Source organism: Streptomyces sp. NPDC012510 (assembly GCF_042955065.1).
Taxonomy (GTDB): domain Bacteria; phylum Actinomycetota; class Actinomycetes; order Streptomycetales; family Streptomycetaceae; genus Streptomyces.
On the sequence record NZ_JBIBEN010000002.1, the window covers coordinates 131182 to 157095 of the forward strand.

Annotated in this window: 19 protein-coding genes; 9 read left to right on the forward strand and 10 right to left on the reverse strand. The window is 71.6% G+C overall.

The features are described 5' to 3' along the window. Positions 1 to 77: 77 nt before the first annotated feature. Together pepN (ACFY9I_RS03445) and ACFY9I_RS03450 are read left to right on the forward strand one after the other, a co-directional pair. Complete coding sequence (gene pepN, locus ACFY9I_RS03445) at positions 78 to 2666, forward strand: aminopeptidase N (protein ID WP_390996041.1); 2589 nt, start codon at positions 78 to 80, stop codon at positions 2664 to 2666. Positions 2667 to 2980: 314 nt separating this feature from the next. Then, positions 2981 to 4060, forward strand: a complete 1080-nt coding sequence (locus ACFY9I_RS03450) for a hypothetical protein (RefSeq protein ID WP_390996043.1) — start codon at positions 2981 to 2983, stop codon at positions 4058 to 4060. A gap of 175 nt (positions 4061 to 4235) precedes the next feature. On the opposite strand, the gene ACFY9I_RS03455 is transcribed toward ACFY9I_RS03450, so the two are convergent. From ACFY9I_RS03455 to ACFY9I_RS03465, 3 genes are all read right to left on the reverse strand, one after another. Continuing rightward, positions 4236 to 5387, reverse strand: a complete 1152-nt coding sequence (locus tag ACFY9I_RS03455; RefSeq protein ID WP_390996045.1) for a serine hydrolase — start codon at positions 5385 to 5387, stop codon at positions 4236 to 4238. Between the two features lie 113 nt (positions 5388 to 5500). After that, positions 5501 to 7273 (reverse strand): TIGR03767 family metallophosphoesterase, encoded by a 1773-nt coding sequence (locus ACFY9I_RS03460; RefSeq protein WP_390996047.1) that lies wholly within the window; start codon positions 7271 to 7273, stop codon positions 5501 to 5503. A gap of 377 nt (positions 7274 to 7650) precedes the next feature. After that, a complete protein-coding gene (locus ACFY9I_RS03465; RefSeq protein WP_390996049.1) occupies positions 7651 to 8112 on the reverse strand; it encodes an NUDIX domain-containing protein in 462 nt (153 codons plus the stop codon). A 219-nt stretch (positions 8113 to 8331) separates the two neighbouring features. Here ACFY9I_RS03465 and ACFY9I_RS03470 point away from each other — a divergent pair, with 219 nt between their 5' ends. Further along, positions 8332 to 11652, forward strand: a complete 3321-nt coding sequence (locus ACFY9I_RS03470; protein ID WP_390996052.1) for a S8 family serine peptidase — start codon at positions 8332 to 8334, stop codon at positions 11650 to 11652. Positions 11653 to 11744: 92 nt separating this feature from the next. Here ACFY9I_RS03470 and ACFY9I_RS03475 read toward each other — a convergent pair whose 3' ends face one another. Then, positions 11745 to 13082 (reverse strand): hypothetical protein, encoded by a 1338-nt coding sequence (locus ACFY9I_RS03475; protein ID WP_390996054.1) that lies wholly within the window; start codon positions 13080 to 13082, stop codon positions 11745 to 11747. Between the two features lies 1 nt (position 13083). Further along, positions 13084 to 13653: a sigma-70 family RNA polymerase sigma factor gene (locus ACFY9I_RS03480; protein WP_390996057.1), complete on the reverse strand. Its 570-nt coding sequence runs from the start codon at positions 13651 to 13653 to the stop codon at positions 13084 to 13086. A gap of 355 nt (positions 13654 to 14008) precedes the next feature. On the opposite strand from ACFY9I_RS03480, the gene ACFY9I_RS03485 reads away from it, so the two are divergent. Together ACFY9I_RS03485 and pepN (ACFY9I_RS03490) are read left to right on the forward strand one after the other, a co-directional pair. Then, on the forward strand, positions 14009 to 15025 hold the full coding sequence (locus tag ACFY9I_RS03485) for an aspartate-semialdehyde dehydrogenase (protein WP_390996059.1): 1017 nt from the start codon (positions 14009 to 14011) through the stop codon (positions 15023 to 15025). Between the two features lie 170 nt (positions 15026 to 15195). Next, a complete protein-coding gene (gene pepN, locus ACFY9I_RS03490; protein WP_390996062.1) occupies positions 15196 to 17775 on the forward strand; it encodes an aminopeptidase N in 2580 nt (859 codons plus the stop codon). A gap of 96 nt (positions 17776 to 17871) precedes the next feature. Here the strand turns inward: pepN (ACFY9I_RS03490) and ACFY9I_RS03495 are convergent, their stop codons facing one another. Together ACFY9I_RS03495 and ACFY9I_RS03500 are read right to left on the reverse strand one after the other, a co-directional pair. Next, positions 17872 to 18186 (reverse strand): hypothetical protein, encoded by a 315-nt coding sequence (locus ACFY9I_RS03495; RefSeq protein ID WP_390996065.1) that lies wholly within the window; start codon positions 18184 to 18186, stop codon positions 17872 to 17874. A gap of 70 nt (positions 18187 to 18256) precedes the next feature. Continuing rightward, on the reverse strand, positions 18257 to 19219 hold the full coding sequence (locus tag ACFY9I_RS03500; protein WP_390996067.1) for an EamA family transporter: 963 nt from the start codon (positions 19217 to 19219) through the stop codon (positions 18257 to 18259). 146 nt (positions 19220 to 19365) lie between these two features. Here ACFY9I_RS03500 and ACFY9I_RS03505 point away from each other — a divergent pair, with 146 nt between their 5' ends. Further along, positions 19366 to 19884, forward strand: coding sequence for a MarR family transcriptional regulator (locus ACFY9I_RS03505; RefSeq protein ID WP_390996070.1), 519 nt, complete (start codon positions 19366 to 19368; stop codon positions 19882 to 19884). A gap of 80 nt (positions 19885 to 19964) precedes the next feature. Here ACFY9I_RS03505 and ACFY9I_RS03510 read toward each other — a convergent pair whose 3' ends face one another. From ACFY9I_RS03510 to ACFY9I_RS03520, 3 genes are all read right to left on the reverse strand, one after another. Further along, the gene (locus ACFY9I_RS03510) at positions 19965 to 20216 is read right to left on the reverse strand and encodes a hypothetical protein (RefSeq protein WP_390996073.1); all 252 of its coding nucleotides are present in this window, start codon (positions 20214 to 20216) and stop codon (positions 19965 to 19967) included. Positions 20217 to 20633: 417 nt separating this feature from the next. After that, positions 20634 to 22715 (reverse strand): 4-alpha-glucanotransferase, encoded by a 2082-nt coding sequence (gene malQ, locus ACFY9I_RS03515; RefSeq protein WP_390996076.1) that lies wholly within the window; start codon positions 22713 to 22715, stop codon positions 20634 to 20636. A 30-nt stretch (positions 22716 to 22745) separates the two neighbouring features. Next, entirely contained in the window at positions 22746 to 22982 is a 237-nt protein-coding gene (locus ACFY9I_RS03520; protein ID WP_390996079.1) for a hypothetical protein, read from the reverse strand. A 244-nt stretch (positions 22983 to 23226) separates the two neighbouring features. Here ACFY9I_RS03520 and ACFY9I_RS03525 point away from each other — a divergent pair, with 244 nt between their 5' ends. Genes ACFY9I_RS03525 through ACFY9I_RS03535 form a run of 3 tightly spaced genes read left to right on the forward strand, consistent with a single transcriptional unit; the run spans position 23227 to position 25840 of the window. Further along, entirely contained in the window at positions 23227 to 23760 is a 534-nt protein-coding gene (locus ACFY9I_RS03525; RefSeq protein WP_390996082.1) for a helix-turn-helix transcriptional regulator, read from the forward strand. Further along, positions 23757 to 24482 carry an ATP-binding cassette domain-containing protein gene (locus ACFY9I_RS03530; RefSeq protein ID WP_390996085.1) on the forward strand — a complete coding sequence of 242 codons (726 nt, stop codon included), beginning with the start codon at positions 23757 to 23759 and terminating at the stop codon, positions 24480 to 24482. The genes ACFY9I_RS03525 and ACFY9I_RS03530 overlap by 4 nt, the downstream gene beginning before the upstream one ends. Then, the gene (locus ACFY9I_RS03535; RefSeq protein ID WP_390996088.1) at positions 24479 to 25840 is read left to right on the forward strand and encodes an ABC transporter permease; all 1362 of its coding nucleotides are present in this window, start codon (positions 24479 to 24481) and stop codon (positions 25838 to 25840) included. The genes ACFY9I_RS03530 and ACFY9I_RS03535 overlap by 4 nt, the downstream gene beginning before the upstream one ends. The last annotated feature ends 74 nt before the right edge of the window (positions 25841 to 25914 follow it).

The following is a 25914-nucleotide window of genomic DNA, read 5'->3' on the forward strand; positions in this document are numbered from 1 at the left end:
CGCCCCTGCCATTCCCGCGGCACATGGCAGGATCGGGCTGTCCGCATACTGAACACCACCCTGAGGGAGTGCCGCCCGTGCCCGGTGAGAATCTGTCCCGCGACGAGGCCCAGGAGCGGGCCGCGCTGCTGTCCGTCGACGGTTACGACATCTCCCTCGACCTGCGGTCCGCCGTCGGCGGTTCCGGTGACCCCGGTCACGATCCGCGCACCTTCCGCTCGGTGACGACGATCCGCTTCCGCTGCGCCGACCCGGGCGCCGGCAGCTTCGTCGATCTGATCGCGCCGAGTGTGACGGCCGTCTCCCTCAACGGCAAGGACCTCGACCCGAACGAGGTCTTCGACGGCTCCCGGATCGTCATCGACGACCTGGCCGCGGAGAACGAACTGGTCGTCGACGCCCAGTGTGCCTACTCCCGCACCGGCGAGGGCATGCACCGCTTCGTCGACCCCGAGGACGGCGAGGTCTACCTCTACACCCAGTACGAGCCGGCCGACTCCCGCCGGGTCTTCGCGAACTTCGAGCAGCCGGACCTCAAGGCCCCCTTCCGCTTCGAGGTGCGCGCGCCGGAGGGGTGGGTCGTGTGGAGCAACGGGGTCGGTGAGCGGACGGACGGCGTGTGGCGGTTCGCGGAGACCAAGCCGATCTCGACGTACATCACGGCGGTCGTCGCGGGCCCGTACCACTATGTGACGGACACTTACGAGCGGACCTTCGAGGACGGTACGCGGCTGGAGATCCCCCTCGGCGCGATGTGCCGCAAGGGCCTGGCCCCCTACTTCGACTCCGACGACGTCTTCCTGATCACCAAGCAGGGCCTGGACTTCTTCCACGACCACTTCGACTACCCGTACCCGTTCGGGAAGTACGACCAGGCGTTCGTGCCCGAGTACAACCTCGGCGCGATGGAGAACCCGGGGCTGGTCACCTTCCGCGAGGAGTTCATCTTCCGGGGCAAGGTCACCCGGGCGTCGTACGAGCGGCGGGCCAACGTCATCCTGCACGAGATGGCGCACATGTGGTTCGGTGACCTGGTGACCATGGTGTGGTGGGACGACCTGTGGCTGAAGGAGTCCTTCGCCGACTTCATGGGCTCCTTCTCGATGGTCGAGGCGACCCGCTTCACCAACGGCTGGGTCACGTTCGCCAACAACCGCAAGTCCTGGGCGTACCGAGCCGACCAGCTGCCCTCCACGCACCCCATCACGGCCGACATCCGTGACCTGGAGGACGCCAAGCTCAACTTCGACGGCATCACCTACGCCAAGGGCGCCTCCGTACTGAAGCAACTGGTGGCGTACGTGGGGCGCGAGGCCTTCCTGGAGGGCGCCCGGCGGTACTTCAAGCGGAACGCGTACGGCAACACGAAGCTGGGTGACCTGCTGTCGGTCCTTGAGGAGACCAGCGGACGCGACATGGCCTCCTGGTCGCGGGCGTGGCTGCAGACAGCGGGCGTGAACTCCCTCACTCCGCAGGTGCTTCTCGACGCGGAGGGCCGGATCGACGAGCTGGCCGTGGTGCAGGAGGCGGCGGAATCGCACCCCGAGCTGCGGCCGCACCGGGTGGCGGTCGGCCTCTACCGGCGTACCGGAGGCGCTGGGGCGTTGGAGCGGTACGCGCGGGCCGAGGTGGACGTCGACGGGCCGCGTACGGTCGTGAACGAACTGGTCGGGGCCGAGGCGCCCGAGCTGGTACTGGTCAACGACGACGACCTGACGTACTGCAAGATCCGTTTCGACGCGGGGTCCCTGGACACGCTGCGCGGCGGGCTCGGGGACGTCTCCGACCCGCTGGCGCGGGCGCTGTGCTGGTCGGCGCTGTGGAACCTGACCCGGGACGCGCTGCTGCCGGCGCGGGACTTCGTGGACCTCGTCCTGCGGTTCGCCGGGCGGGAGTCCGACATCGGGGTGCTCCAGATGCTGCACGCGTGGGCCAACTCCGCGCTCACCCACTACGCGGCGCCCGAGTGGCGGGAGACCGGGGGCCGGCTGCTGGCGGAGGGCGCGCTGCGTGAGCTGCGGGCCGCCGAGGCGGGCAGCCAGCACCAGTTGACGTGGGCCCGTTTCTTCGCCTCGGTCGCGTCCGGTGAGACCGATCTGGCGGTACTGCGGGGGCTGTTGGCCGGGACCGAGAAGATCGACGGGCTGGAGGTCGACCAGGAGCTGCGCTGGGCGTTCCTGGAGCCGCTGGCCACCTACGGGGACGCCGACGAGGGGGTGCTGGCGGCCGAGTTGGCGCGGGACGACACGGCTTCCGGGAAGCGGCATCAGGTGCGGTGCCTGGCGGCGCGGCCGTCCGCCGCGGTCAAGGCGCAGGCCTGGGCTTCGGTCGTGGAGTCGGACGCCCTGTCCAACGCGTTGGTCGAGGCGACCATCGCGGGGTTCGCCCGGCCGTCCCAGCGGGAGTTGGTGGCGCCCTACGCCGCCAAGTACTTCGAGGTGATCGAGCGGGTGTGGGCCGAGCGGTCGATCCAGATCGGGATGGATGTGGTGCGGGGGCTGTTCCCCTCGCTCCAGGACTCCCAGGACACGTTGGACGCGACGGACGCGTGGCTGGCCGCGCACGCGGGGGCGGCGCCGGCCCTGCGGAGGCTGGTGCTGGAGGCGCGGGACGATCTGGCCCGGAGCTTGCGGGGGCAGGCGTGCGACGGCGCCGCAGGGCGGTGAGTGCCGCTGGGCTCCTGGGTGTTGCGCACCCGGCGGCTGCCGCTGGGGGGCAGGTGCGCGACTCGGCGCCACGAGGTGCCGCTGCGCCCACCCGTGCCGCCCCAGCGGCACGACTGCCCGCAGCCAGTACGACGACGGGGGCGGGTTCGCGTTACTGAATTCGGGTAATCGGAGCCGTAACCTTTTCCGATCCCCATCCGGACCAGCGACTATCGGCACTCGAACGCACGTACTTTAGTGCGGTATTGTCCGGATTTGTCGACGAGCGTGTAACAGCGGTTCATGGGCGGCCCCGGAGCGGGAACCTCCGGGGCATGACCCACAACACCCCGCTCTCCCCCCGCCCCCTCCGTCGCCTCTCGGACAGCACGCGCCGGGTGCTGACGGCCGCGCAGCTGCGCGCGCAGGGTGTCACCGCCGCCGAGACGAACGAGCAGTGCCGGCCCGGTGGCTCCTGGCAGCAGATCCTGCCGGGTGTGTTCCTGCTGCACCCGGGTCCGCCCACCTCCGAGGAGCGGCTGCACGCGGTGCTGTCGTACGCGGCCCGCTCCTCCTTCCGTGAGACGCCCGCAGGGGCGACCGGCGCTGCGGGGGTTGCCGGCGTGCCCGCGCAGCCGCACGCGGACGAGCCCCGCCCCGCCCCCCGGTACACGGACGCGGTGATCACGGGCCTGGCCGCCCTGACGCTGCACGGGTTCTCGTCCGCTCCGCCGCTCCCCTCCCTGGACACGATCGACGTCCTGGTCCCGCGCATGCGCCGGCTGCGGACCGTGGGCTGCGCGCGGATCGTCCGCAGCGCCGCCATGCCGACGCCGTCGTACGTGACCGGTCTGCCCGTCGCCCCCGTGCCGCGCGCGCTGGCCGACGCGGTGGGCGAACTCGCCGACGCGGGCGCCGTACGCCGGCTGCTGACGGAGGCGGTGCGCGGCGGTCACACCGAGCCCGCCGCCGTGGTGCGGGAGTTGACCCAGGCGCGGCTGCTGAACCGCCCGCACGTCGTCGACGCGGTGGACTCGTTGCTCGCCGAGGGCCGGGCGATCGCGGAGGACCACCTGTACCGGATGGTCCGCGAGTACGCCCTGCCCGACCCGGTCTGGAACGTCGATCTGCGCCTTCCCGGTGGTCCTCACCTCGGCGGTCTCGACGCGTACTGGCCGGAACAGGCCGTCGCGGTCGAACTCGACACCCGGGCGCCGCGCCAGGAGGACGACGCGCTGTGGTCGGAGTACGCCCGCAAGCGCGAGATGTTGGAACGGCTCGGCATCACGGTCGTGCACCTCACCCCGAAGAAGCTGCGTGACTCCCTGGAACAGCAGGCGGCCGTCGTACGCACGGCGTTGATGGCGTCCTGCGATCGCGATCCGGCGGCGTATGTGGTGGTGCTTCCCCGGTAAACGGGTAACTCGGGCACCAGGAGGGGAGAGGAGGGGGCGCCGACTCGGCGCCCCCTCCTCGTTGCTGCCGACATGAGCCCCGTGGGCGGAGTCCTTCCGAAGGCTCCGCCCACGGGCGCGTCAGGTGCGTCAGGTGCGTCGGTTGGTCAGGTGCGTCAGGTGCGTAGTGCCGTTCCTACTTCTCACAGAATTCCGCCTCCACGATCGCCTCGCTGTCGCCGGTCCAGTCGCTGTTGAAGTTGAAGGCGAGGGAGTGGCTGCCGTCGGTGGTGGTGACGGCCTCCGAGATCGAACCGTGGATGCCGCCGCCGTGGCCCCAGACGGTGACGCCGCAGCTGAGCTTCCGTTCGATCAGGCCCAGCCCGTAGCCGGCGTCGGGGAACTCGTCGATCTTGATCGTGGTCTTCATCTCGGCGAGCTGCTTCGGCGGCAGGAGCCTGCCCTTGAGCAGGGCTGTGTAGAAGCGGTTGAGGTCACCGGAGTCGGAGATCATCTCACCCGCCGCGTAGGCCAGGGAGGGGTTCAGCTCCGTGACGTCGTACGTCGGTCCCGTCGTCGTCTCGGCCAGCTTGCCGTAGGCGCGGCTGCTCGGCTTCGGGACCTTCGGGTAGGTGCCGGGCACGAGGGTGGAGCGCAGGCCGAGAGGTTCGATGACGCGGGCGCGGACCTCGTCGCCGTACGGGTTGCCGGTGACCTTCTCGATCACCATGCCGGCCAGGACGTAGTTGGTGTTCGAGTAGTTCCAGTCGGTACCGGGGGCGAAGTCCGGCTTGTGCCTCATGGCGATCGCCACGAGTTGTTCCGGCGGCATCGTGTCGTAGCGGTGCTTGAAGAAGCCGTCCTTCAGGAAGTACGTGCGGCCGAACTCCTCGTCGGCCGTGACGTTGAAGATTCCGCTGGTGTGGTTGAGGAGTTGGCGGAGCGTCACCTTGCTGCCGTCGTGGCCGTGGCCGCGCACCAGGCCCGGCAGCCACCTGTCGACCTTGTCGTCCAGGGACAGCCTGCCCTCCGCCTCGAGCTGGAGCAGGACCGTCGCCACGAAGGTCTTGGTGATGCTGCCGACGCGGTAGCGGTCGTGGGCGGAGCGGGGCTTGCCCGTCCTGAGGTCGCCCACGCCCGAGGTGGCCTTCCAGACCCCGCGCCTGTCCTTGGCCTGCAGGGCCACGCCGACCACGCCGTCCTTGACCGCCGCTGCCGCGGCCGCCCGGGTCGGACCGTGGTCGGTTCTGACGGACGCGGGTGCGGCCACCGCGGGCGCGGCCAGCGCCACCGTCGCGGCCACCGCGGTCGCCGCCACCAGAGCCGTACGCACTGTGCGTGCTGACATGTGACATCCCCCTTCGCACCGTCGTTCTCGGCGGCTCCGAGAACGTTCGGTCGCCAAGGGGGACACCCCGGTCGGCGGGGTGGTTGAACGGGTGCGCGCCGGTTGAGCCGTTCTCAGCCCTTTCGGAGGACGAGCTCCGTGTTGCGGTCCCCGGCCGTGCCGGTCAGTGTGTCGCGGCGGCCGGGAGCGTTGTAGGAGAGCTCGCGGTAGAGGGCGGCGAGGCCGGTCTGCGAGAGGTCGGTGAAGTCGGTGGCGTGCGGGGCGGCCGATTCGATCAGGGTGGTGAAGACGGAGATCGTTCCGTCCTTGTTGTCCACCAGCTCGATGACACGCGCGAGTTGGGGGAAGTCGATGTGCGAGGCGGTCGAGATCTCCCAGAAGGAGCCGCCGTTCGTGGACGAGTGCGGGGTGATCCGGTTGCGGTGACTGTGGCCGTTCACCCAGGCCAGGACATTGCGGTGGCGGCCGAGCAGGGACAGCACCTCGTCGCCGCCGTGACGGGCCTCGCCGGGGCGGGAGGGGTCCTCGCGGAGGTTCCGCATCGACGTGCTGGTGTGGTGGCTGAAGACGACGGCGTACGAACCGTCCTTGGCCGCCTCCTTCAGCGTGCGGTCCAGCCACTTGAGCTGCACCGTGCCGAGCGAGCCCTCGTAGTGGCCGCCGGGGTCGGTGGAGTCGAGGCTGATGCCGATGACGTCGTCGGCGATGCGGAAGGCGTAGTACTGGGTGCGGGCGTCGAGGTTGGCCCGTGAGTAGCCGTGGCCGACCGGGCCGGGGCCGGTGTGGGCCGGGTCCAGGTGTGCCTTCAGGTACTCCAGCGGGGTGAAGGGGGCGCGGTTCTCGTCCGGGGTGACCGAGCGCATCCTCTTCGCCTGGGCCTTGAGCACGGCCTTCCAGTCGGCACCCCGGGGGTCGCCGCCGCTCTTGACGTTGTCCCAGAGGGCCTTGCCGATCTGCTCGTCCAGCGTCATCAGCTTCTTTCCGCCGACCGCGAAGTCGGCGAAGAAGGAGTCGCCGGGGGCGTAGCAGCCGCCGGGGAGGGAGTCGTGGTTTCCGACCGTGGAGTACCACGGGACGTTCAGGCCGGGGCTGTTGACCTCGCGGATCGCGGCGGCCAGGAAACCGTCGAGGCGGGGGAAGCCGAGCTGCTTGTCGGCGTCGCGCAGGGCCGCGTCGGGCTGCCAGTAGAGCTTGAGGCCACTGTCCTGGACGCCCTCGTAGCGGCGTGGGTCACCGGAGTTGGGGGTCACCCGGCCGCCGCTCATCACCTTCAGGAACCAGTCCAGTTCCGTCTTGGAGTTGTTGTCGGTGTTGTCGCCGGTCGTCATGACGAAGTGGAGGGGCGAGCCGGTCACGGGGGCCCCGCGCAGCGCGTTGACCCGCTCGACGAGCGAGACCGCGCCGGCCACGGACAGGGCCTCCTGCGGGCGCCACGCGCTCGCGGTCCGGGCGCGCAGGTACTCGTAGCGCAGGGGGTGCTGGACGTCGACCACGTGCAGGTCGGTGAACTGCACGAACGACGCGAGGGCCGTACGGCGCTTCTCGCGGCCGGACTTGGGGGCGGCCAGGTCGCCGCGGACGACCCGCTTCCAGGCGGGGCCGTCGCCGAGGCGGCGGTAGCCGGAGGCACCCCGGGGGGCGGCGACCGAGGCGAGGGTCGTGCCTCGGGTGTACGGGGCGAGCGGGGCGGCCGGGGCCGCTCTGTTCGAGAGGTTCGCCAAAGGGACCTCGGCCGCCTTGTCGGCGGTGGTGGCGGCGTGGGCGTCGGTCTCCGGCCGCAGGGCGAAGCCGGCTCCCGCAGCGAGGCCGACGGCGCCGGTGGCGGCGAGGAAGGCCCTGCGGTCAGGGTGGGTGGCGGCGGCAGCGACTGAGCGTATGCGCGGCATGGCGCGGTCTCCCCGATTGCGAACGCGTCGGAAGTGGTCGCGGGGCCGCTCCGCGGTGGGGGCCGGAGTGGGGTTCCCGCTCTTCCTTGATGCTTGGCAGTCGGGGTGACCTGGACGTTAACGACGTCGCAACGGGTGGCGCCGATCACCGTACGTGGATCTTCGGGGGCGGTGCGCGTTCACCGGGGGTTCCCGAATGTGAGGGGGAGGGAAGGGAAGGGGTCACTCCTTGTTCATCTGGTGGGGTACGGCTTGTTCGTCTGGTGGGGTACGGCACCTGTTCGCCGTGGGGGCTTCGGTGATGCGGTGCGTGCGGGTGCGTCGTGGCTTCGCGCGCCCCGCGGCGGTAGCCACATGTTCAGCACTGCCCCGCGCCCCTAATGGTTCAGCGACGGCGTCAAGTGGCCGTCCCGCGGGCGTTCGCGCCAGAGGCGCAGGCCGATGTCCACCAGCTCCACCCGTTCCAGGGCCGGGATCTCGTCCAGGGGGTGCCAGGCGGCCATGTCCGTGGAGCCGTTCGTCTCGTGGCGGAGGTCGCCGCCGGTGACGCGGGCCTCGTAGACGATGCGGAGCGCCTGGTGGTCGGCGCGGGTGCCGAGGCGGCGGGGGTAGGTGCGGCGGCCGGTGTCGATGCCGAGGAGGGCCGTGGGCTCCACGGTGTAGCCGGTCTCCTCCGCGGCCTCGCGGACGACCGTGTCGTACGGGTCCTCGCCGTGGTCCATGCCGCCGCCGGGCAGGGTCCACTTCTTCTCGCCGTCCCGGGAGACCCAGCGGGCCAGCAGCATGTGGTCGTCCCGTACGCATACGGCGTAGGCCGCCACCCTCAACTCCTCGCGCATGCACAGACGTTAGCCAAATTGTCCATTCCTGCGCGGCCATCGCGCCCATGGCGGGTGGCGGGTTTACGCCATGACACAATCCCGCCTCGGTCAACTCTCCCCAGGCATGGGTCACTTGGGTAAGGCTGAGCGACCATCCGGGACCGCATAACGGACCGGACCGATCCGAACCCGCCGCTCGGATCATCAACGCTCGTTTTCACCTGCTTCCTTCAAGGGATGTCGATGACCCTCACCCCCCAGCCCGGCCCCCGGCCGGGTGCGAGACGCGTGGCGCGCATAGCCGTGGCCGCGGGACTGGTCGCCGCGCTCTCCGCTGCCGGGCCGATACCCATGGCCTTCTCGGCGGACGACCCGTCCAGCGCCGTCCCGACGGACGGCGGCGTCAAGTCCGCGCACGACAAGCTCGGTTCGACCGACGCCGATCTGCTCGCCGAGGCCAAGGCCGACGGCGACAAGAACGTCACGATGATGATCGCCACCGCGCCCGGCAAGACCGAACAGGTCGCCGAGCAGCTGGACGCGGTCAAGGGCGGCTCCGTGGGCCGTACCTACGACAAGCTCGGCTACGTCCGCGCCACGGTTCCCACCAAGAGCGCCGACGCCGCCATCTCGGCCGCCACGAAGCTCTCCTCCGTGCACGGCATCGACCTGCGCCAGGAGATCGTCCTCGACGACCCGTCGCCGGTCGCGGACGGCGCCAAGGGCACGCAGTCGCAGGCCACGGCGGCAAAGACGTATCCGGGGCCGAGCAAGAAGACCCCCGCCGAGAACCCGTACAACCCGTCCTTCGAGACGGGCGCCGTCGACTTCGTGAAGAAGAACCCCAAGGCGGACGGCCGGGGCATCACCATCGGCGTCCTGGACTCCGGTGTCGACCTCGGGCACCCGGCGCTGCAGAAGACCACCACCGGCGAGCGCAAGATCGTCGACTGGGTGACCTCCACCGACCCGATCGTCGACGGCGACGGCAGCTGGCGTCCGATGACCACCTCGGTCTCCGGCCCGACCTTCAACTTCGGCGGCCGGACCTGGAGCGCGCCCACGGGCTCGTACTCCGTCAACACCTTCCGCGAGTCGATCACGGCCGCCGGCGACGCGGCCGGCGACGTGAACCGCGACGGCGACACCACCGACGCCTGGGGTGTGCTCTACGACGCGGCGGCCGGCACGGTCACCGTCGACGTCAACCAGAACTTCGACTTCACCGACGACAAGCCGATGAAGCCGTACAAGGACGGCTACCAGATCGGCTACTTCGGCACCGACGACCCGTCGACCGAGGTCGCCGAGCGCCAGCCGTTCGTCGTGGAGTACCGCAAGGACGTCCCGATGGACCCCTTCGGGGGCGACTGGGTCGGCAAGAAGGCCGACTTCGTCAACATCGGTCTCATCTCCAGCGAGCACGGCACCCACGTCGCGGGCATCACCGCCGCGAAGGGGCTGTTCGGCGGCAAGATGAACGGCGCCGCCCCCGGCGCGAAGATCGTCTCGTCCCGTGCCTGCGAGTTCGGCCCCGGCTGCACCAACGTGGCGCTCACCGAAGGCATGATCGACCTCGTCGCCAACCGCGGCGTCGACATCGTCAACATGTCCATCGGCGGCCTCCCGGCGCTGAACGACGGCAACAACGCGCGTGCCGAGCTCTACACGCGCCTCATCGACACCTACGGCGTCCAGCTGGTCATCTCGGCCGGCAACTCCGGCCCCGGCGCCAACACGATCGGCGACCCCGGCCTGGCCGACAAGGTGATCTCGGTCGGCGCCTCCATCTCCAAGGAGACCTGGGCGTCCAACTACGGCTCGCAGGTCACCAAGGACTACCAGCTGTTCAACTTCTCCTCGCGCGGCCCGCGTGAGGACGGCGGCTTCACGCCGACCCTGGTGGCGCCCGGCGCCGCGGTCAACACCGCGCAGACCTGGCTGCCGGGCGTCATCGCCCCCGAGGCGGGCTACACGCTCCCGGCCGGCTACCAGATGCTCAACGGCACCTCGATGGCCTCCCCGCAGGCGGCCGGCGCCTCCGCGCTGCTGCTCAGCGCCGCGAAGCAGAAGGGCATCGACCTGACGCCCGCGAAGCTGCGCACCGCGCTGACCTCGACCGCCGACCACATCAGCGGTGTCCAGGCGTACGCCGAGGGCGCGGGCCTGATGAACATCGTCGACGCGTGGAAGTCGATCAAGGAGGGCGCGACCGCCCACGACTACACGGTCAAGGCCCCGGTCGACACGGCGCTCGACTTCGCGCTGAAGACCCCGGGCTTCGGCACCGGCGTCTACGACCGTGAGGGCGGCCTGAAGGCCGGCCAGAAGAAGACGTACGACGTGACCATCACCCGTACGTCCGGCGCCGACAAGGCGATCCGCCACGAGCTGCACCTGGAGAACAACCGGGACAACACGTTCCGGATCGTCGGCGACGACGAGGTCTCCCTGCCGCTGAACAAGCCGGTCACCGTGAAGATCGCCGCCAAGCCGGAGAACTCCGGCATCAGCAGCGCGATCCTGGAGGTCGACGACCCGAGGACCGAGGGCATCGACAAGCTGGTCCTCAACACGGTGGTCGTCTCCGCGCCGCTGAAGTACACCCACTCGGCGTCCGGCAAGGTCCAGCGCAACTCCTTCAAGTCGTACTTCGTCACCGTCCCCGAGGGTGCCAAGACCCTTGAGGTCGCGATCAGCGGGCTGAAGGACAAGAGCCAGACCCGGTTCATCGCCAACCACCCGTACGGCCTGGCGGTGGAGAGCACCAGCTCCCTGACCTGCTACAGCAACTTCCAGGACGGCGGGGGCTGCAAGCCGGACGTGCGCTCGTACGCCAACCCGCAGCCCGGTGTCTGGGAGATCGAGGTCGAGTCGCGCCGGACGTCGCCGCTGCTCGACAACCCCTTCAAGCTGAACTTCGCGGTGTACGGCGCGAACTTCGACCCGGAGGTCGTCACCGTCCCCGAGGCCAAGGTCGGCACCCCGACCCCCGCCTCCTGGAAGGTGACCAACAGCCTCGCCCCCGTCGACGGGAAGCTGGCCGGCGGCCCGCTGGGCTCGGCCAAGACCGGTCGGCCGACCATCGCCACCGGTGAGACCCAGACCTCCACGGTCGAGGTGCCCGCGGGCGCCGAGTCCCTGGACGTCGCCATCGGCAGCACGTCGGACACGGGGGCCGACCTGGACCTGTTCGTCTACGACGCCGCGGGCACCCAGGTCGCCAGCTCCGCGGACGGCGACTCCGAGGAGTCCGTCTCCCTCCCGAAGCCGGCCGCCGGTACGTACACGATCCAGGTCGTCGGCTACGCGGTTCCGGCCGGGTCGACCGCGTACGACTACCGCGACGTGTACTTCTCCTCCGCCCTCGGCGAGGTGAAGGTCGCGGGCACCGCCGTCAAGCTCGGCACGGGTGCCTCGACGACCGTCTCCGGTGATGTCGTCGCGGCCGCCGAGGCTCCGGCCGGCCGGGAGTTCTTCGGCCAGGTCCAGCTTGTGAACGCGCGCGGCACCGCCGCGGGCACCGGCAGCGTGCGGATCGAGAAGGTCACGCCGTAGTGCGCCGGTAGTGCGCGAACGCGCCGACAGCGCGTGAACGACCTGAGGGGCGGGTGTCCGGCGGGACACCCGCCCCTTCGGCGTTCAACGGGTCACTCGCACGACAGGCTCCTCGCCCCCGGCAGCGCCCCCTCGATCCAGGCCCGGTCGCGGGCGATGTCCGCCTCGTCCGTGCTCCAGATGTCGGGCTGGGCGCTTTCCTTCGGGATGCTGACGAAGACGTGGTCGCCCTTCCTCAGCCGGGGGTCGACATCCTGCTCCATGGGGAAGACGATCTGGTCCGCGCCCTTGTCGGGCTTGAGCCAGCGGCCCACGGCGACCGTGATCCGGTCCTGCCCGGTGCTGGGCACGGGTTCGACGGCGGTGACGGTGCCCTCCACGATGAGACGGGCGCAGGCCACGTACCCCTCCCGGCTGAGCGAGGCGCCGCCGTTCTCCTGCTGCGGGTCGACGTCCCCCTGGCTCTCGTCGCTCTTGGCGCCGTCGCGCGCGTCGGACGACGTCATGTTCGTCACGCCACCGGCCTGCACGACGGCCCGGCCCACGCCGAAGACCGCGGCGGCGGCCACGGCGGCGGCGAGGGTGCCCAAGGCGACGTTCAGGGCGCGGCGCCTGCGGGCCGACCGCGTCGGCAGGGGCCTCACCGGCGCGACGGGGGCCTGCGCGGGCCCGGACAGCCGCCCGGGGTCCGTCTCGGCACCGGCCGCGTCCCCCGTCCGCGCGGCCACGAGTCGCCCCGGCGGGACTCCGGCCACGGCGTCCTCACCCGTCGCCGCCAGCGCGTCACCGATGAGCCCGAGCTGCTCCCGCAGCAGAGCGACATCGGCGGCCGCCGCGTCCCGGGACGCCATGAACTCGGCGTCCTCCAGGGCCTCTTCGGGCAACGGATCGTCCAGCAGCGCGGCCGTCAGCGCGTCCATGCCGCCGTACACGGGCCCGTCGTACAGCCCACCGTCATCACCGACTCCGGCCCGGTCGTCGTACCGCCCACCGTGGCCATTGAGCCCCGCGCGGCCGACGTACCGGCCACCGTCGCCGGCGAGCCCCGCGCGGCCGACGGCACCACCGAGGGCGGGATCACCGCGTTCACCACCGTCGAAGGCGGCGCCTCCACGCCGGCGCCCCTCGCGCGGGTCACGCGGGAGGCCGTCACGCGGGAGGCCGTCGCCCTCCGAGTCCTCGCTCGCGAGATCACCGGGCTCGGCGCCCCCGCTCGCACGGCCACCGCGCTCGGCGCTTCCGTGCTCGGCGCTTCCGTGCTCGGCGCTTCCGTGCTCGGCGCTTCCGTGCTCGGCGCTTCCGTGCTCGGCGCTTCCGTGCTCGGCGCTTCCGCGCTCCGCACCGCTCTGTGCCAGGCCGTCGTGCTCGGCGTCCCCCCGTGCGACGCCCTCGTGCTCGGTGTCACGTCCGCTGTTGTCCCGGGCGGTCATGTCACACCACCTCGTCCTCATGCAGGCGGGTGCGCAGGGCGCGGACCGCCGAGTGGAGCCTGCTCTTGACCGTGCCCTCGGGGATGCCGAGCTCGTCGGCGATCCCGCGCACCGGCAGGTCGGCGTAGAAGCGCAGGACGAGGACCTGACGCAGGGCGTCGGGCAGCTCGTCCAGACCGCGGGCGACCGCGAGCGAGAGCACGCTGGACTCCTCGCCGGAGGGGTGGGCCGCCGGCTGGCGCAGTGAGGCCAGCCGCTCGCCCAGGCGCTCCTGGCGGCGCTTGGCGCGGTGCCAGTCCATCGCCAGGTTGGAGGCGACCACCGCCGCCCACGCGGACACGTCCCTCGGTGCCTCACGCCCGCTCGCGGCCCGCTCCAGCAGCCGCAGCCGTACCTGCTGTACCCCGTCCAGCAGGTCCGACTGCGGCACACCGCCGAGCGCGAGCACGGCCCGCACCCGCCGCTCCTGGGCCGCGTCCAGCGGGTCGTCCGCCTCCGGAACGTCCTCGACGCCCTCGACACTCCCGACGCTCCCGACGCTCTCGACGACGCGCGTCTTTCTGCGCAGCACGGCCACCCCTCCCCTCCCGCGTTTCCCCTACGACGCCGGTGCGGCCCTAAACGTTCGGCCGCCTCGCCCGACTTTCCGACGGATCGCAGAGGCGTACGTCACACCTTCGCGTGCGCCCCGGCGCCTTGGGCAGGGTCGTGGCAGCACAGCTTGCGGTACGGGGCCGCCGTAGGGCGAATTTCTCCAGCTCAGCGGGGGTGACCGCCAAAGAAGCCGCCCCGTCGCCGCGGTCGGTCGCGTCCCGGTGTGCGAGCGTCCCGGTCAAAGGATTGGACAGGTGGGCCGGGGCTGACCGCATGATGGAAAGGCCTCGGCCATGCCGCAGACACAGACAAGCCACGTAAAAGGAGTCGCCGTGAGGGTCGGAATCGTCGGAGCCACCGGTCAGGTCGGCACGGTCATGCGGAAGATCCTCAAGGAGCGCGACTTCCCGACCACGGAGCTGCGCCTGTTCGCGTCCGCCCGTTCGGCCGGTTCGGTCGTCGACGGTGTGACGGTCGAGGACGCGGCGACGGCCGACTACTCCGGCCTCGACATCGTCCTCTTCTCCGCGGGCGGCGCGACCTCCCGGGCGCTCGCCGAGAAGGTCGCGTCCCAGGGCGCGGTCGTGATCGACAACTCCTCCGCGTGGCGCCGCGACCCCGAGGTACCGCTGGTCGTCTCCGAGGTGAACCCGCACGCGATCGCCGACCGCCCCAAGGGCATCATCGCCAACCCGAACTGCACGACGATGGCCGCGATGCCGGTCCTGCGTCCGCTGCACGAGGAGGCGGGCCTCGAAGCGCTGGTCGTCGCCACCTACCAGGCGGTCTCCGGCTCCGGTCTCGCGGGCGTCGCGGAGCTGCACGGCCAGGTCCAGAAGGTCGTGGCCGACGCGGACAAGCTGACGCACGACGGCGCGGCGGTCGACTTCCCCGAGCCGGGCGTCTACCAGCGACCCATCGCCTTCAACGTCGTCCCGCTGGCCGGTTCGATCGTCGACGACGGTCTGCACGAGACGGACGAGGAGCAGAAGCTCCGCCACGAGTCCCGCAAGATCCTGGAGATCCCCGGCCTCAAGGTCTCCGGCACCTGTGTCCGCGTCCCGGTCTTCTCCGGCCACTCCCTCCAGGTGAACGCCCGTTTCGCCCGCCCCATCAGCGTGGAGCGCGCGACGGAGCTGCTGGCCGGCGCGCCGGGCGTCGCCCTCTCCGACATCCCGACCCCCCTCCAGGCCGCCGGCCAGGACCCGTCCTACGTCGGCCGCATCCGCACCGACGAGACCGCGGACAACGGCCTGGCCCTGTTCATCTCCAACGACAACCTCCGCAAGGGCGCCGCGCTCAACGCCGTGCAGATCGCGGAGCTGGTGGCGGCAGAGCTCAAGGGCTGACGCGGGTCGCGTGCACCGAAGGGGTGCCCACCGGTCGACCGATCGACCGGTGGGCACCCCTTCGCCATGAGCGGAAGACGTCCCTGTTCGTCGACGGGAAAGGCACATCGCGTCGCACCTGGGTCCCGTGGAAGGATGACGGAACCCACACATACCGAGGAGATGACCGCGTGCCTGGCACAAACCTGACCCGCGAAGAGGCTCAGCAGCGGGCGGAACTGCTGAGCGTCGACTCGTACGAGATCGATCTCGACCTCTCCGGCGCGCAGGAGGGCGGCACCTACCGGTCCGTCACCACGGTGCGCTTCGACGTCGCGGAGAACGGCGCGGCGTCCTTCATCGACCTGGTGGCCCCGACCGTCCACGAGGTGACCCTCAACGGCGACGCGCTGGACGCGGCGGAGGTCTTCGCGGACTCCCGGATCGCGCTGCCCGCCCTGCTGGAGGGCCGCAACATCCTGCGGGTCGTGGCGGACTGCGCGTACACCAACACCGGTGAGGGCCTGCACCGGTTCGTCGACCCGGTCGACGAACAGGCGTACCTGTACACCCAGTTCGAGGTCCCGGACGCCCGCCGGGTCTTCGCGTCGTTCGAACAGCCGGACCTGAAGGCCACCTTCCAGTTCACCGTGAAGGCCCCGTCCGGCTGGACCGTCATCTCCAACTCGCCGACGCCCGAACCCAAGGACGACGTCTGGGTCTTCGAGCCGACGCCCCGGATCTCGACCTACATCACGGCGCTCATCGTCGGCCCCTACCACTCGGTGCACAGCGTGTACGAGAAGGACCGGCAGAGCGTGCCGCTGGGCATCTACTGCCGGCCGTCGCTCGCCGAGTACCTGGACTCCGACGCGATCTTCGAGGTCACCCGGCAGGGCTTCGACTGGTTCCAGGAGAAGTTCGACTACGCGTACCCGTTCAGCAAGTACGACCAGTTGTTCGTGCCGGAGTTCAACGCGGGCGCGATGGAGAACGCGGGCGCGGTGACCATCCGCGACCAGTACGTGTTCCGTTCGAAGGTGACGGACGCCGCGTACGAGGTGCGCGCCGAGACCATCCTGCACGAGCTGGCCCACATGTGGTTCGGCGACCTCGTGACGATGGAGTGGTGGAACGACCTGTGGCTGAACGAGTCGTTCGCCACGTACACGTCGATCGCCTGCCAGGCGGCCCACCCGGAGTCGCGCTGGCCGCACTCGTGGACCACGTTCGCCAACTCCATGAAGACCTGGGCGTACCGGCAGGACCAGCTGCCGTCGACGCACCCGATCATGGCCGAGATCAACGACCTGGACGACGTGCTCGTCAACTTCGACGGCATCACCTACGCGAAGGGCGCTTCCGTCCTGAAGCAGCTCGTCGCGTACGTCGGCGAGGACGAGTTCTTCCGGGGCGTGCAGGCGTACTTCAAGGCGCACGCGTACGGCAACACGCGCCTGTCCGATCTGCTGGGCGCCCTGGAGGAGACCTCCGGCCGTGATCTGAGGTCCTGGTCGAAGGCGTGGCTGGAGACGGCGGGCATCAACGTCCTGCGCCCCGAGATCGAGACGGACGAGCACGGCGTCATCACCTCCTTCGCGATCCGCCAGGAGGCCCCGGCGCTGCCGACGGGTGCGAAGGGCGAGCCGACCCTGCGTCCGCACCGCATCGCGGTCGGCCTGTACGAACTCGACGACGACAGCGGCAAGCTGGTGCGCGACGAGCGCGTCGAGCTGGACGTGGACGGCGAACTGACCGCCGTGGCGCAACTGGTGGGCAGGCGCCGTCCGGCGGTCGTCCTCCTCAACGACGACGACCTGTCGTACGCCAAGGTCCGCCTGGACGAGCAGTCGCTGGCCTTCGTCACGGAGCACCTCGGGGACTTCGAGTCCTCCCTGCCCCGCGCGCTGTGCTGGGCCTCGGCCTGGGACATGACGCGCGACGCGGAACTGGCGACCCGCGACTACCTCTCCCTGGTCCTCTCCGGCATCGGCAAGGAGTCGGACATCGGTGTGGTGCAGTCCCTGCACCGCCAGGTGAAGCTGGCGATCGAGCTGTACGCGGACCCGTCGGCCCGCGAGGCGCTGCTGACCCGCTGGACGGATGCCACTCTGGCCTACCTGCGGACCGCTGCCCCGTCCTCCGACCACCAGCTCGCCTGGGCGCGCGCCTTCGCGGCGACCGCCCGCGAGCCGGAGCAGCTGGACCTCCTGGAGGCCCTGCTGGAGGGCACGCAGACGATCGAAGGCCTGGCCGTCGACACCGAGCTGCGCTGGTCCTTCGTCCAGCGGCTCGCGGCGGTGGGCCGCTACGACGAGGCGGAGATCGCCGGGGAGTACGAGCGCGACAGGACGGCCGCCGGCGAACGCCACGCCGCGACCGCCCGTGCCGCCCGCCCCACCGCCGAGGCCAAGGCCGAGGTCTGGTCACAGGTCATCGAGTCCGACAAGCTGCCCAACGCCGTCCAGGAGGCCGTCATCGGCGGCTTCGTCCAGACGGACCAGCGTGACCTCCTCGCCCCGTACACCGACAAGTACTTCGAGGTCGTCAAGAGCATCTGGGACTCCCGCTCCCACGAGATCGCCCAGCAGGTCGCGGTCGGCCTCTACCCGACGATCCAGGTCTCGGCCGAGACCCTGCGCAAGACCGACGCCTGGCTGGCCTCCGCCGAGCCCAACGCGGCCCTGCGCCGCCTGGTCTCGGAGTCCCGCTCGGGCGTCGAACGGGCCCTCAAGGCGCAGGCCGCGGACGCGGCGGCCGCCACGGAGTAGCCTGCGGCAGCCGTACGGCGGAGGGGGCGCCCGGTGAATCACCGGGCGCCCCCTCCGTCTGACCGGTCCGAGAACCGGCGGGCCGGGATTCTCCGCTCAGGGCCTACCCGACACGGACCGCTCGGCACGGGTCGCCTCGGCACGGGTCGCCTCCGCGCGGACCGGGTCGGCACGGACCCGCTCAGCACGGACCGGGTCGGCACGGGTCGCCTCCGTGCGGACCGGCTTCGCGTGGACGGGCTCGGCACGGACCCGCTCCGCAGGGACCGGGTCGGCAGGGGTCGTCTCCGCACGGACCGGCTCAGCACGGACCGGCTCTGCACGGGCCGGCTCCGCACGGACCCGCTCAGCACGGGTCGTCTCCGCGTGGACCGACTCCACACGGACCCGCTCCACACGGACCGGCTCCACACGGGCCTGCTCCGCACGGGTCGCCTCCGCGTGGACCGGCTCCGCACGGACCCGCTCGGCGCGGACCGGCTCAGCGCGGGTCGGCGCGGGTCGGCTCGGCGCGGGGGCGCTCGGCGCGGGGGTGCTCGGGCCGCTTCATGGGGGCCGTCGGCGACGGCCTGCGCGGCTGGAGCTGGCCGAGGACCGTGGCGGTGAAGGCAATGGTCATGCCGAGGAGCTGGAGAGCGGTGAGGGACTGGTCGAGGGCTGCCCAGCCGACCACGGCCGCGGTCAGGGGGGAGAGGGGGCCGAGGAAGGTGACCTGCGTGGCGGACAGGCGGCCGATGCCTCGGAACCAGAGCCAGTAGGAGACGGCGGTGTTGCCCAGCATGAGGTACAGGTAGCCGCCGATCGCAGGGCCGTCCAGGGCAGGGGGCGCGCCCTCGACGATCAGGGCGAGCGGGGCGATCAGCAAGCCACCGGCGGTCAGTTGCCAGCCGGTGAGGGCGAGGGGGCCCACGCCCTCCGGGCGGCCCCACCGCTTGGTGAGCACCGTGCCGGTGGACATGGAGGCGGTGGAGGCGAGCGCCGCGACGAGGCCGACCGCGTCCAGCGCACCGGCCGCCTTCAGCACGACCAGGCTGACGCCGAGGGCGGCGGCGATCCCGGTGAGCAACGTGCGGGGGGTCGGCCGCTCCCCAAGCAGTACGGTCGCCAGGCCCGCGACCAGCAGCGGCCCCACCGAGCCGACCACCGCCGCCATGCCGCCAGGCAGCCGGTACGCGGAGAGGAAGAGCAGCGGGAAGAAGGCCCCGATGTTCAGCGCGCCCAGCACCGCGGCCTTCCCCCACCACACCCCGCGCGGCAGCCTGCGCGAGATCGCCAGGAGCACCAGCCCCGCGGGGAGCGCCCGGACCAGTCCCGTGAAGAGAGGACGGTCGGCCGGCAGGAACTCCGTGGTGACGGCGTAGGTGGTGCCCCAGGAGATGGGAGCCAGGGCGGTCAGGGCGATGAGAGGGAGACGGTTCGCGGTGTGCGCGCTGTGCGCTGTCATGGGACGCGTCCTTAGAGGCGGGTAGGCGGCCTGCGGGCGTACGTTGAAGTACCCGATTAGCTTGCTCGCAATTAGCTTAGCGCTAAGCAACTTTCCGTCAAGCCACTTTCTTGCGGTCGACCCATCTGCCCCCGGATACTCACCTCATGAACGCGCGCCCCGAGCCCGACAAGCCCCTCCGCGACCCCGTCGACGCGATCATCGACCAGTGGGCGCTCGCGCGACCCGACCTGGACACCACCGCGATGGAGGTGTTCGGACGCGTCTACCGGATCTCGCGGTCCCTCGGCGACCGGATGGAGAAGGCGTACGCGCGGTACGGGATCTCGCGCGGGGAGTTCGACGTGCTCGCGACCCTGCGGCGGTCCGGCGAGCCGTACACCCTCTCACCCCGTCAGCTCTCCGCGACCCTCATGCTCACCACCGGCGGCATGACCGGCCGCCTCGACAAGCTCGAACGCGCGGGCCTGATCCGCCGCTCCCCCGACCCGCACGACCGCCGCGCCCTCCAGGTCACCCTCACCGCCGAGGGCCTGAACCTGATCGACCAGGCCCTCGTCGCGGGCCTCGCCGTCCAGACCGAGGCCCTGTCCCCCCTGAACGAGGAACAGGCCGGCCAACTGGCCGACCTGTTGAGACTGCTGGTGGTGGGGACGGGCTCCTGACACGTCGAGGGCACCCTCCGCACATGCGTGCGGAGGGTGCCCTCGAAGGACGTGCTGAGATCCGCGCGGGGCGGGAGGGGTCAGACCCTCGCCTTGGCCTTGGGCTCGCGGTCGGTCGACCGGTCCAGGACCATCACCAGTCCGGTGATCACCGCGAACAGCACGAGCGGCGCCACGACGAAGAGGCCGAGCGTGTCGATCACGCTGAGGCCCGGACCCGGGTCGTCGCCGTCGTCGGGGATCAGCGCGAGCGCGGGGGACGACATGAGCAGCATCATCAGCGTCGTACCGGCGGCCAGGGCGCCGGCGCGCAGGGCGTTCTTCTTGTCCACGCGCTAAAGGTAACGAACCCGCGTGCGCTTGGCTTGGCCGGGGGTGCCTAAGGGGTCCTTTCACTATGAGCGTCCGATCAGGTCGCGTGGTCTGGTGCCGTGCATCGCAAGGCGCCGGAGAGCCCTCGTAGCGGAGCTACTAGGGCTTTTCGGCAACGCGGCGAGGTGCGGTGCCAGACCACGCGACCCGGACGGGCATAGTGAAAGGACCCCTAAGGGGTGGGGCCGCGGGTTGTTCGGCGGCTGCCGTCGGGGTGGGGGCCGATCGCGCAGTTCCTCGCGCCCCTCGAAAGCAGGGGCTGCGCCCCGCCTTGTCGGGCCGCAGGCCCGAAAGGGGCGCGGGGAACTGCGCGAGCAACCACGAACCACCCGCACCCGCCGACGAACCCGCACCCCCGGGCTATGAGACACCCCGAGCTATGAGGCGCCCCGCAGAACCTCCACCAGCGCATGCAGCCGAGGGGACGCCGCCAGGTCCTCCAGCGTCACCGGGCGACCGGCCGCGTCGGCGATCGGGAGGCGCCAGTTCGGGTACTGGTCCCACGTGCCGGGGAGGTTCTGCGGCCGGCGGTCGCCGACCGTGTCGGGGAGCCAGAGGCCGATCATGCGGGCGGGGGTGCGCAGCAGGAAGCGGTGGACGGCCTGGATCCGGTCCTCCTCGGAGGCGGTGGAGAGGCCTCCGCCCGCGCCGTCGAGCAGGCCCAGTCGGGCCAGGAGGGCCAGCCATTCGGCGGTGTCGGCGGCGGCCTCGGCGCGTTCCTCGTCCAGGGAACGGGTGAGCAGGCCGAGGCCGTGGCGGAGCTCGACGTGGTCGCAGGTGAGCCGGGACGCGGTGGGCGGGAGGTCGTGGGTGGTGGCGGTGGCGAGGCAGTTCGCGCGCCAGCGTTCGGGCGGGAGCGGGCGGCCGGTGCCCTCCCAGTCGCGTTCGAACCAGAGGACGGAGGTGCCCAGGACGCCGCGTACGTCGAGGGCCTCACGGACGCCCGGCTCGACCGTGCCGAGGTCCTCACCGATCACCAGGGCACCGGCCCGCGAGGCCTCCAGGACCAGGATGGCGAGCATGGCGTCGGCGTCGTAGCGGACGTATGTGCCCTCGGTCGGCGCCTGGCCCTGGGGGACCCACCACAGGCGGAACAGGCCCATGACGTGGTCGATGCGCAGGGCACCCGCGTGGCGCAGGAGGGCGCGCAGGAGGCGGCGGTAGGGGGCGTAGCCGGACTCGGCCAGGCGGTCCGGCCGCCAGGGCGGCAGGCCCCAGTCCTGGCCCCGTGAGTTGAAGGCGTCGGGGGGCGCGCCGACGGACATGCCGGCCGCGAAGTACTCCTGCTGGGCCCAGGCGTCGGCGCCGCCGGGGTGGACGCCGACCGCCAGGTCGTGGACCAGGCCGATCGGCATGCCGGCGTCGCGCGCGGAGCGCTGCGCGGTGCCGAGCTGGGCGTCGGTGAGCCAGGCCAGGCGGGTGTGGAAGTCGACGCGGTCCATCAGCTCACCGCGTGCGCGGGCGGTCTCGGCGGAGCGCGGGTCGCGCAGGCCCTCCGGCCAGCGCTGCCAGTCGGAGCCGTACACCTCGGCGAGCGCGCACCAGGTGGCGTGGTCCTCCAGTGCCTCGCCCTCCTCGGCGAGAAAGTCCCAGTACGCGGCCCGCCGCCCGGGGCCGAGCGGTACGGCACGCACCAGCTCCAGGGCCTCGCGCTTGAGGTCCCACACCGCGTCCCGGTCGATCAGCTCGCCCTTGGCCAGGACGGATTCCCGCAGCCGCGCGGCCCGCTCCGGGAGCGCGCCCAGGCGGTCGCGGTAGTCGGCGGAGAGGCCCGAGGTGAGGGCGTACGCGTACTCCTGGACGTCCTCGACGCGCAGATGGACGGGGTCGGGGTAACGGCGGGAGGACGGCCGGTACGGGGAGGGGTCGGTGGGGGCGCCGGGGACGGCCGCGTGCAGCGGGTTGACCTGGACGAATCCGGCGCCGAGGGAGCGGCCGGCCCAGGCGGCGAGTTCGGCGAGGTCGCCGAGGTCGCCCATGCCCCAACTACGGTGTGAGAGGAGAGAGTAGAGCTGGACCAGCAGGCCGTGGGCGCGGTCGGGCGGAGCGGGCAGCCGGGCCGGGGCCGCGACGAGGTGGGCGTCGGAGGTACGGCCGTCGGGGGTGGTGGCGCGCAGGGCGTGCACGCCGGGGGGCAACTTCGCGATGCCGGAGTGGACTTCGCCCTGTTCGGTCTCGATACGCAGCCGGGTGCCGTCCGGGAGTGCGGCCAGGGCGGCGGGGGGCTCGCCGTCGGCCCAGCACACCACCGTCGGCGGCAACAGCCGTTCGGCCAACTGCCGTTGGCGTGCCGCGAGAGCGGCGGTGACGGCCTCGGGGGTGCTCGCGTCGACGTCCAGCGCGGCGAGGGCGGCCACGACCGCGCCGTCCGAGGCCGCGACCGTGCGGTCCGGGGAGGGGCTGTAGGAGGTGGCGACACCGTGGAGCGCGGCGAGCCGGGCCAGCGGGGTGTCGGGCATCGGGCTCGTACCCCCTGGATCTGCTGTCATCTAGACCCCCGAGGCGGCGCCGTGGGACGTGGGCTCGCTGGTGAGAGGGGCCGCGTCGGTCAGGGGCGGCTCGCTGGTGAGGGGTGCGGCGTCAGGGAGTGGGGGCTCGCTGGTGAGGGGGACGTCGGCGCAGGGGCCTTCGGCGCTGAAGACGCAGACATGCGGTTCGTTCAGCTCGAAGGGGTGCGCCTCGCGTTTGGAGCGGGCCTGGGTCGGGACATGGGCCGGTGCAGCCACGGGGGCCTCCTGGTCGTCGTACGGCGTCGGGGTGCTGGTCCGGGGTACTCCAGCCCTACCCAGTCGGCGCCGCCGCAGACGTAGGTGGACCGACATCGTGGTTCTGGTCACTTTCGTGCCGGTTCCGGCTCACGTCGGTCACCGCAGGACCCGGGTCCTGCGCATCGAGTCCTCTCCAGACCATTTCCCACCGCTTCCCCGATCACTATTCACTAAGTACATGTACTCAGTGCATACTGAGGGCATGAGCACTCGTCACATCCTGTTGGGGCTGCTCGCCGGCGGGTCGAGCCATGGCTACGACCTCAAGCGACGGCACGACGAACGCTTTCCGCAGGCCCGTCCGCTGGCCTACGGGCAGGTCTACACGACCCTGCAGCGACTGGTCCGCGACGGGCTCGCCGCGATCGACGGCACGGAGGCGGAGGGCGGTCCGGAGCGGACGATGTACCGCTCGACGGACGAGGGGGCACGCGAACTGGCCAAGTGGGCCGGAGAGATCACCCCGCCCGCGCCGTTCGTGGCGAACGAGATCTTCGCCAAGCTCGTCGTCTCGATCCTCGCAGGCGGCGATCCGGCCGGCTACCTACGGGCGCAGCGCACCGCGCACATGGCGCGGATGCGGGAGCTGACGGCCGTGAAGACCGCGCCGGGGGCCGATCTGTCGACCGTGCTCGCGGCGGACTACGCCCTCGACCATCTCGACGCCGACCTCCGCTGGATGAACACCACCACGGCCCGGCTGACCAACCTGACCGCGGAGGTCCACACAGCGTGAACGAGAAGAACACCCACAACGATCCCGGCCCCGTGCCGCTGCTGACGGCCCGTGGCCTCGTCAAGGAGCACGGCAGGACGCGGGCGCTGCGCGGCGCCTCGGTGGAGCTGCGCGAGGGCGAGATCCTCGCCGTCACCGGGGCAAGCGGCAGCGGCAAGTCCACGTTGCTGCACTGTCTGGCGGGGATCGTCCGGCCGGACGAGGGTTCGGTGGCGTATGCCGGGCAGCGGCTCGACCGGCTCCCCGAGAAGCGGCTCAGCGCACTGCGCCGGACGGACTTCGGGGTCGTCTTCCAGTTCGGGCAGCTGATCCCCGAACTGACGGCCGTCGACAACGTCGCGCTGCCGCTGCTGCTGGCGGGCGTGTCCCGCAAGGAGGCACGGGAGCGAGCCGGTACGTGGCTGGAGCGGTTCGGCGTACGTGGGCAGCAGGAGCAGCGGCCCGGCGAGATGAGCGGCGGCCAGGCGCAGCGGGTGTCGCTGGCGCGGGCGCTGGTGACGGGGCCGAAGGTGGTGTTCGCGGACGAGCCGACCGGGGCGCTGGACTCGCTGGCGAGCGAGCAGGTGATGGCGGCGCTGACGCACACGGCCCGGGAGTCCGGTACGGCGGTGCTGCTGATCACGCACGACGCGCAGACCGCGGCGTACGCGGACCGCGAGGTCTCGCTGAAGGACGGCGTCGTGGTCTCCGAGGCCGACCTTTCCCTGGAGGTGTCCCGGTGAGCGCCCCGGCGAACGAATTCCGCCTCGCCCTGCTCCTGACCCGGGGCTCCGACCGGCGCGAGTGGTGGCGGGCGTCGCTGACCGGGCTGGGGGCGGCCATGGCGACGGCGCTCGGCCTGTCGGCGGGCGTTCTGACCTCACTGGAGGGCCGGTACCGGGTGGACATGGCCGGTGGTCTGCTCGACGACACCAGTCATCGTTCCGGGGTGATCCTGGCCCTGCTGCTCCTGCTGGGCCCGGTGCTCGGGTTCCTCGGCCAGTGCACCCGGGTGGGCGCCGTCCACCGGGACCGGCGGCTGGCCGGGCTGCGGCTGGCCGGCGCCTCCGCGGGACAGGTGCGCCGGATCGCGGCCCTGGAGACGGGGCTGGCCGCTCTGGCCGGCTCCCTGGTCACCACCCTCGTCTTCGTGGTGTTCCTGCTGAGCGCGTGGCGGAGCCCCACCGTGGCGGCCTGGATCGTGATCACGCTGGTGGCGCTGGGCGTGCCGGTGCTGGGCGCGGGCGTGAGCGTGCTGGCGCTGCGCCGGGTGGTGGCCTCTCCGCTGGGATGGGTGCGCCGCGTCACACCGGCCACGGGTCGACGGCCCGGGTGGGTGTTCCTGGGAGCGGTGGGGCTGCTGGTGCTCGCGACACTCATGGCCGTCGCCGACACCGACGGAGGCGTGCCCGGATACAAGTCGGGCCGGGCTCCGCTGACCCTCTGCGGGGCGCTGCTCGCGGTGGGCGCGGGCGCGGTGCTGCTCTCCGGCGCGGTCTCCGGGCTCACCGGCCGGCTGCTCGCCGGGCGCACCGCAGACCCGGCGGTGCTGATCGCCGCCGAGCGGCTGCGGGACGATCCGTGGGCGGCGGCCCGCACCCACGCGGCCGTCCTCGTGGTGGCCGTCGTCGGCAGCGGGTACATCGGCGTACGGCAGGCGCTGCTCGCGGACGTCGCCGGGCCCAAGAAACTGTCAGAGAGCGACGCCTTCTACATCACCGGCCTGGACTTCGCCGCCGCGGCCATCCTCCTCGGCTTCGCCGTCACCCTCTTCGGGCTCGCCGTCGGCACCGCCGAGTCACTCGCCACCCGCCGCCGGGGGCTGGCCGCGCAGGCCGCCGCCGGGGTGCCGTACGAGGTGCTGGGCCGTGCGCTGCTGCTGGAGACCGCCCTGCCGCTGGGACCCGCGGTGCTGGTGGGTGGGGTCGGGGGCACGGCGATCGCCTTCGTCTACGCGCTCGGCGTGAGCGACTTCACGGTGGTGCCGTACGGGGCGCTGCTGGTGCCCGTCGCGGTGTACGCCGTCTGTCTGCTGGCGGCGGCCACATCGCTGCCGCTGCTGCGTCGGACCGTCCGGCCCGCCGAGCTGCGGTACGGGTAGGACCCCGGTCCGGCGTCCCAGGAGGACGGGGGTGCTCCTGGGGCGGGGACAAGGGGTCAGGAAAGAAAAAGGGG

What these genes read in the sequence shown, in the direction of transcription:
- ACFY9I_RS03450 (WP_390996043.1), top strand. Translation starts at nt 2,981, where the DNA reads ATGACCCACAACACCCCGCTCTCCCCCCGCCCCCTCCGTCGCCTCTCG.
- ACFY9I_RS03455 (WP_390996045.1), bottom strand. Translation starts at nt 5,387, where the DNA reads ATGTCAGCACGCACAGTGCGTACGGCTCTGGTGGCGGCGACCGCGGTG.
- ACFY9I_RS03460 (WP_390996047.1), bottom strand. Translation starts at nt 7,273, where the DNA reads ATGCCGCGCATACGCTCAGTCGCTGCCGCCGCCACCCACCCTGACCGC.
- ACFY9I_RS03465 (WP_390996049.1), bottom strand. Translation starts at nt 8,112, where the DNA reads ATGCGCGAGGAGTTGAGGGTGGCGGCCTACGCCGTATGCGTACGGGAC.
- ACFY9I_RS03470 (WP_390996052.1), top strand. Translation starts at nt 8,332, where the DNA reads ATGTCGATGACCCTCACCCCCCAGCCCGGCCCCCGGCCGGGTGCGAGA.
- ACFY9I_RS03475 (WP_390996054.1), bottom strand. Translation starts at nt 13,082, where the DNA reads ATGACCGCCCGGGACAACAGCGGACGTGACACCGAGCACGAGGGCGTC.
- ACFY9I_RS03500 (WP_390996067.1), bottom strand. Translation starts at nt 19,219, where the DNA reads ATGACAGCGCACAGCGCGCACACCGCGAACCGTCTCCCTCTCATCGCC.
- ACFY9I_RS03505 (WP_390996070.1), top strand. Translation starts at nt 19,366, where the DNA reads ATGAACGCGCGCCCCGAGCCCGACAAGCCCCTCCGCGACCCCGTCGAC.
- malQ (WP_390996076.1), bottom strand. Translation starts at nt 22,715, where the DNA reads ATGCCCGACACCCCGCTGGCCCGGCTCGCCGCGCTCCACGGTGTCGCC.
- ACFY9I_RS03525 (WP_390996082.1), top strand. Translation starts at nt 23,227, where the DNA reads ATGAGCACTCGTCACATCCTGTTGGGGCTGCTCGCCGGCGGGTCGAGC.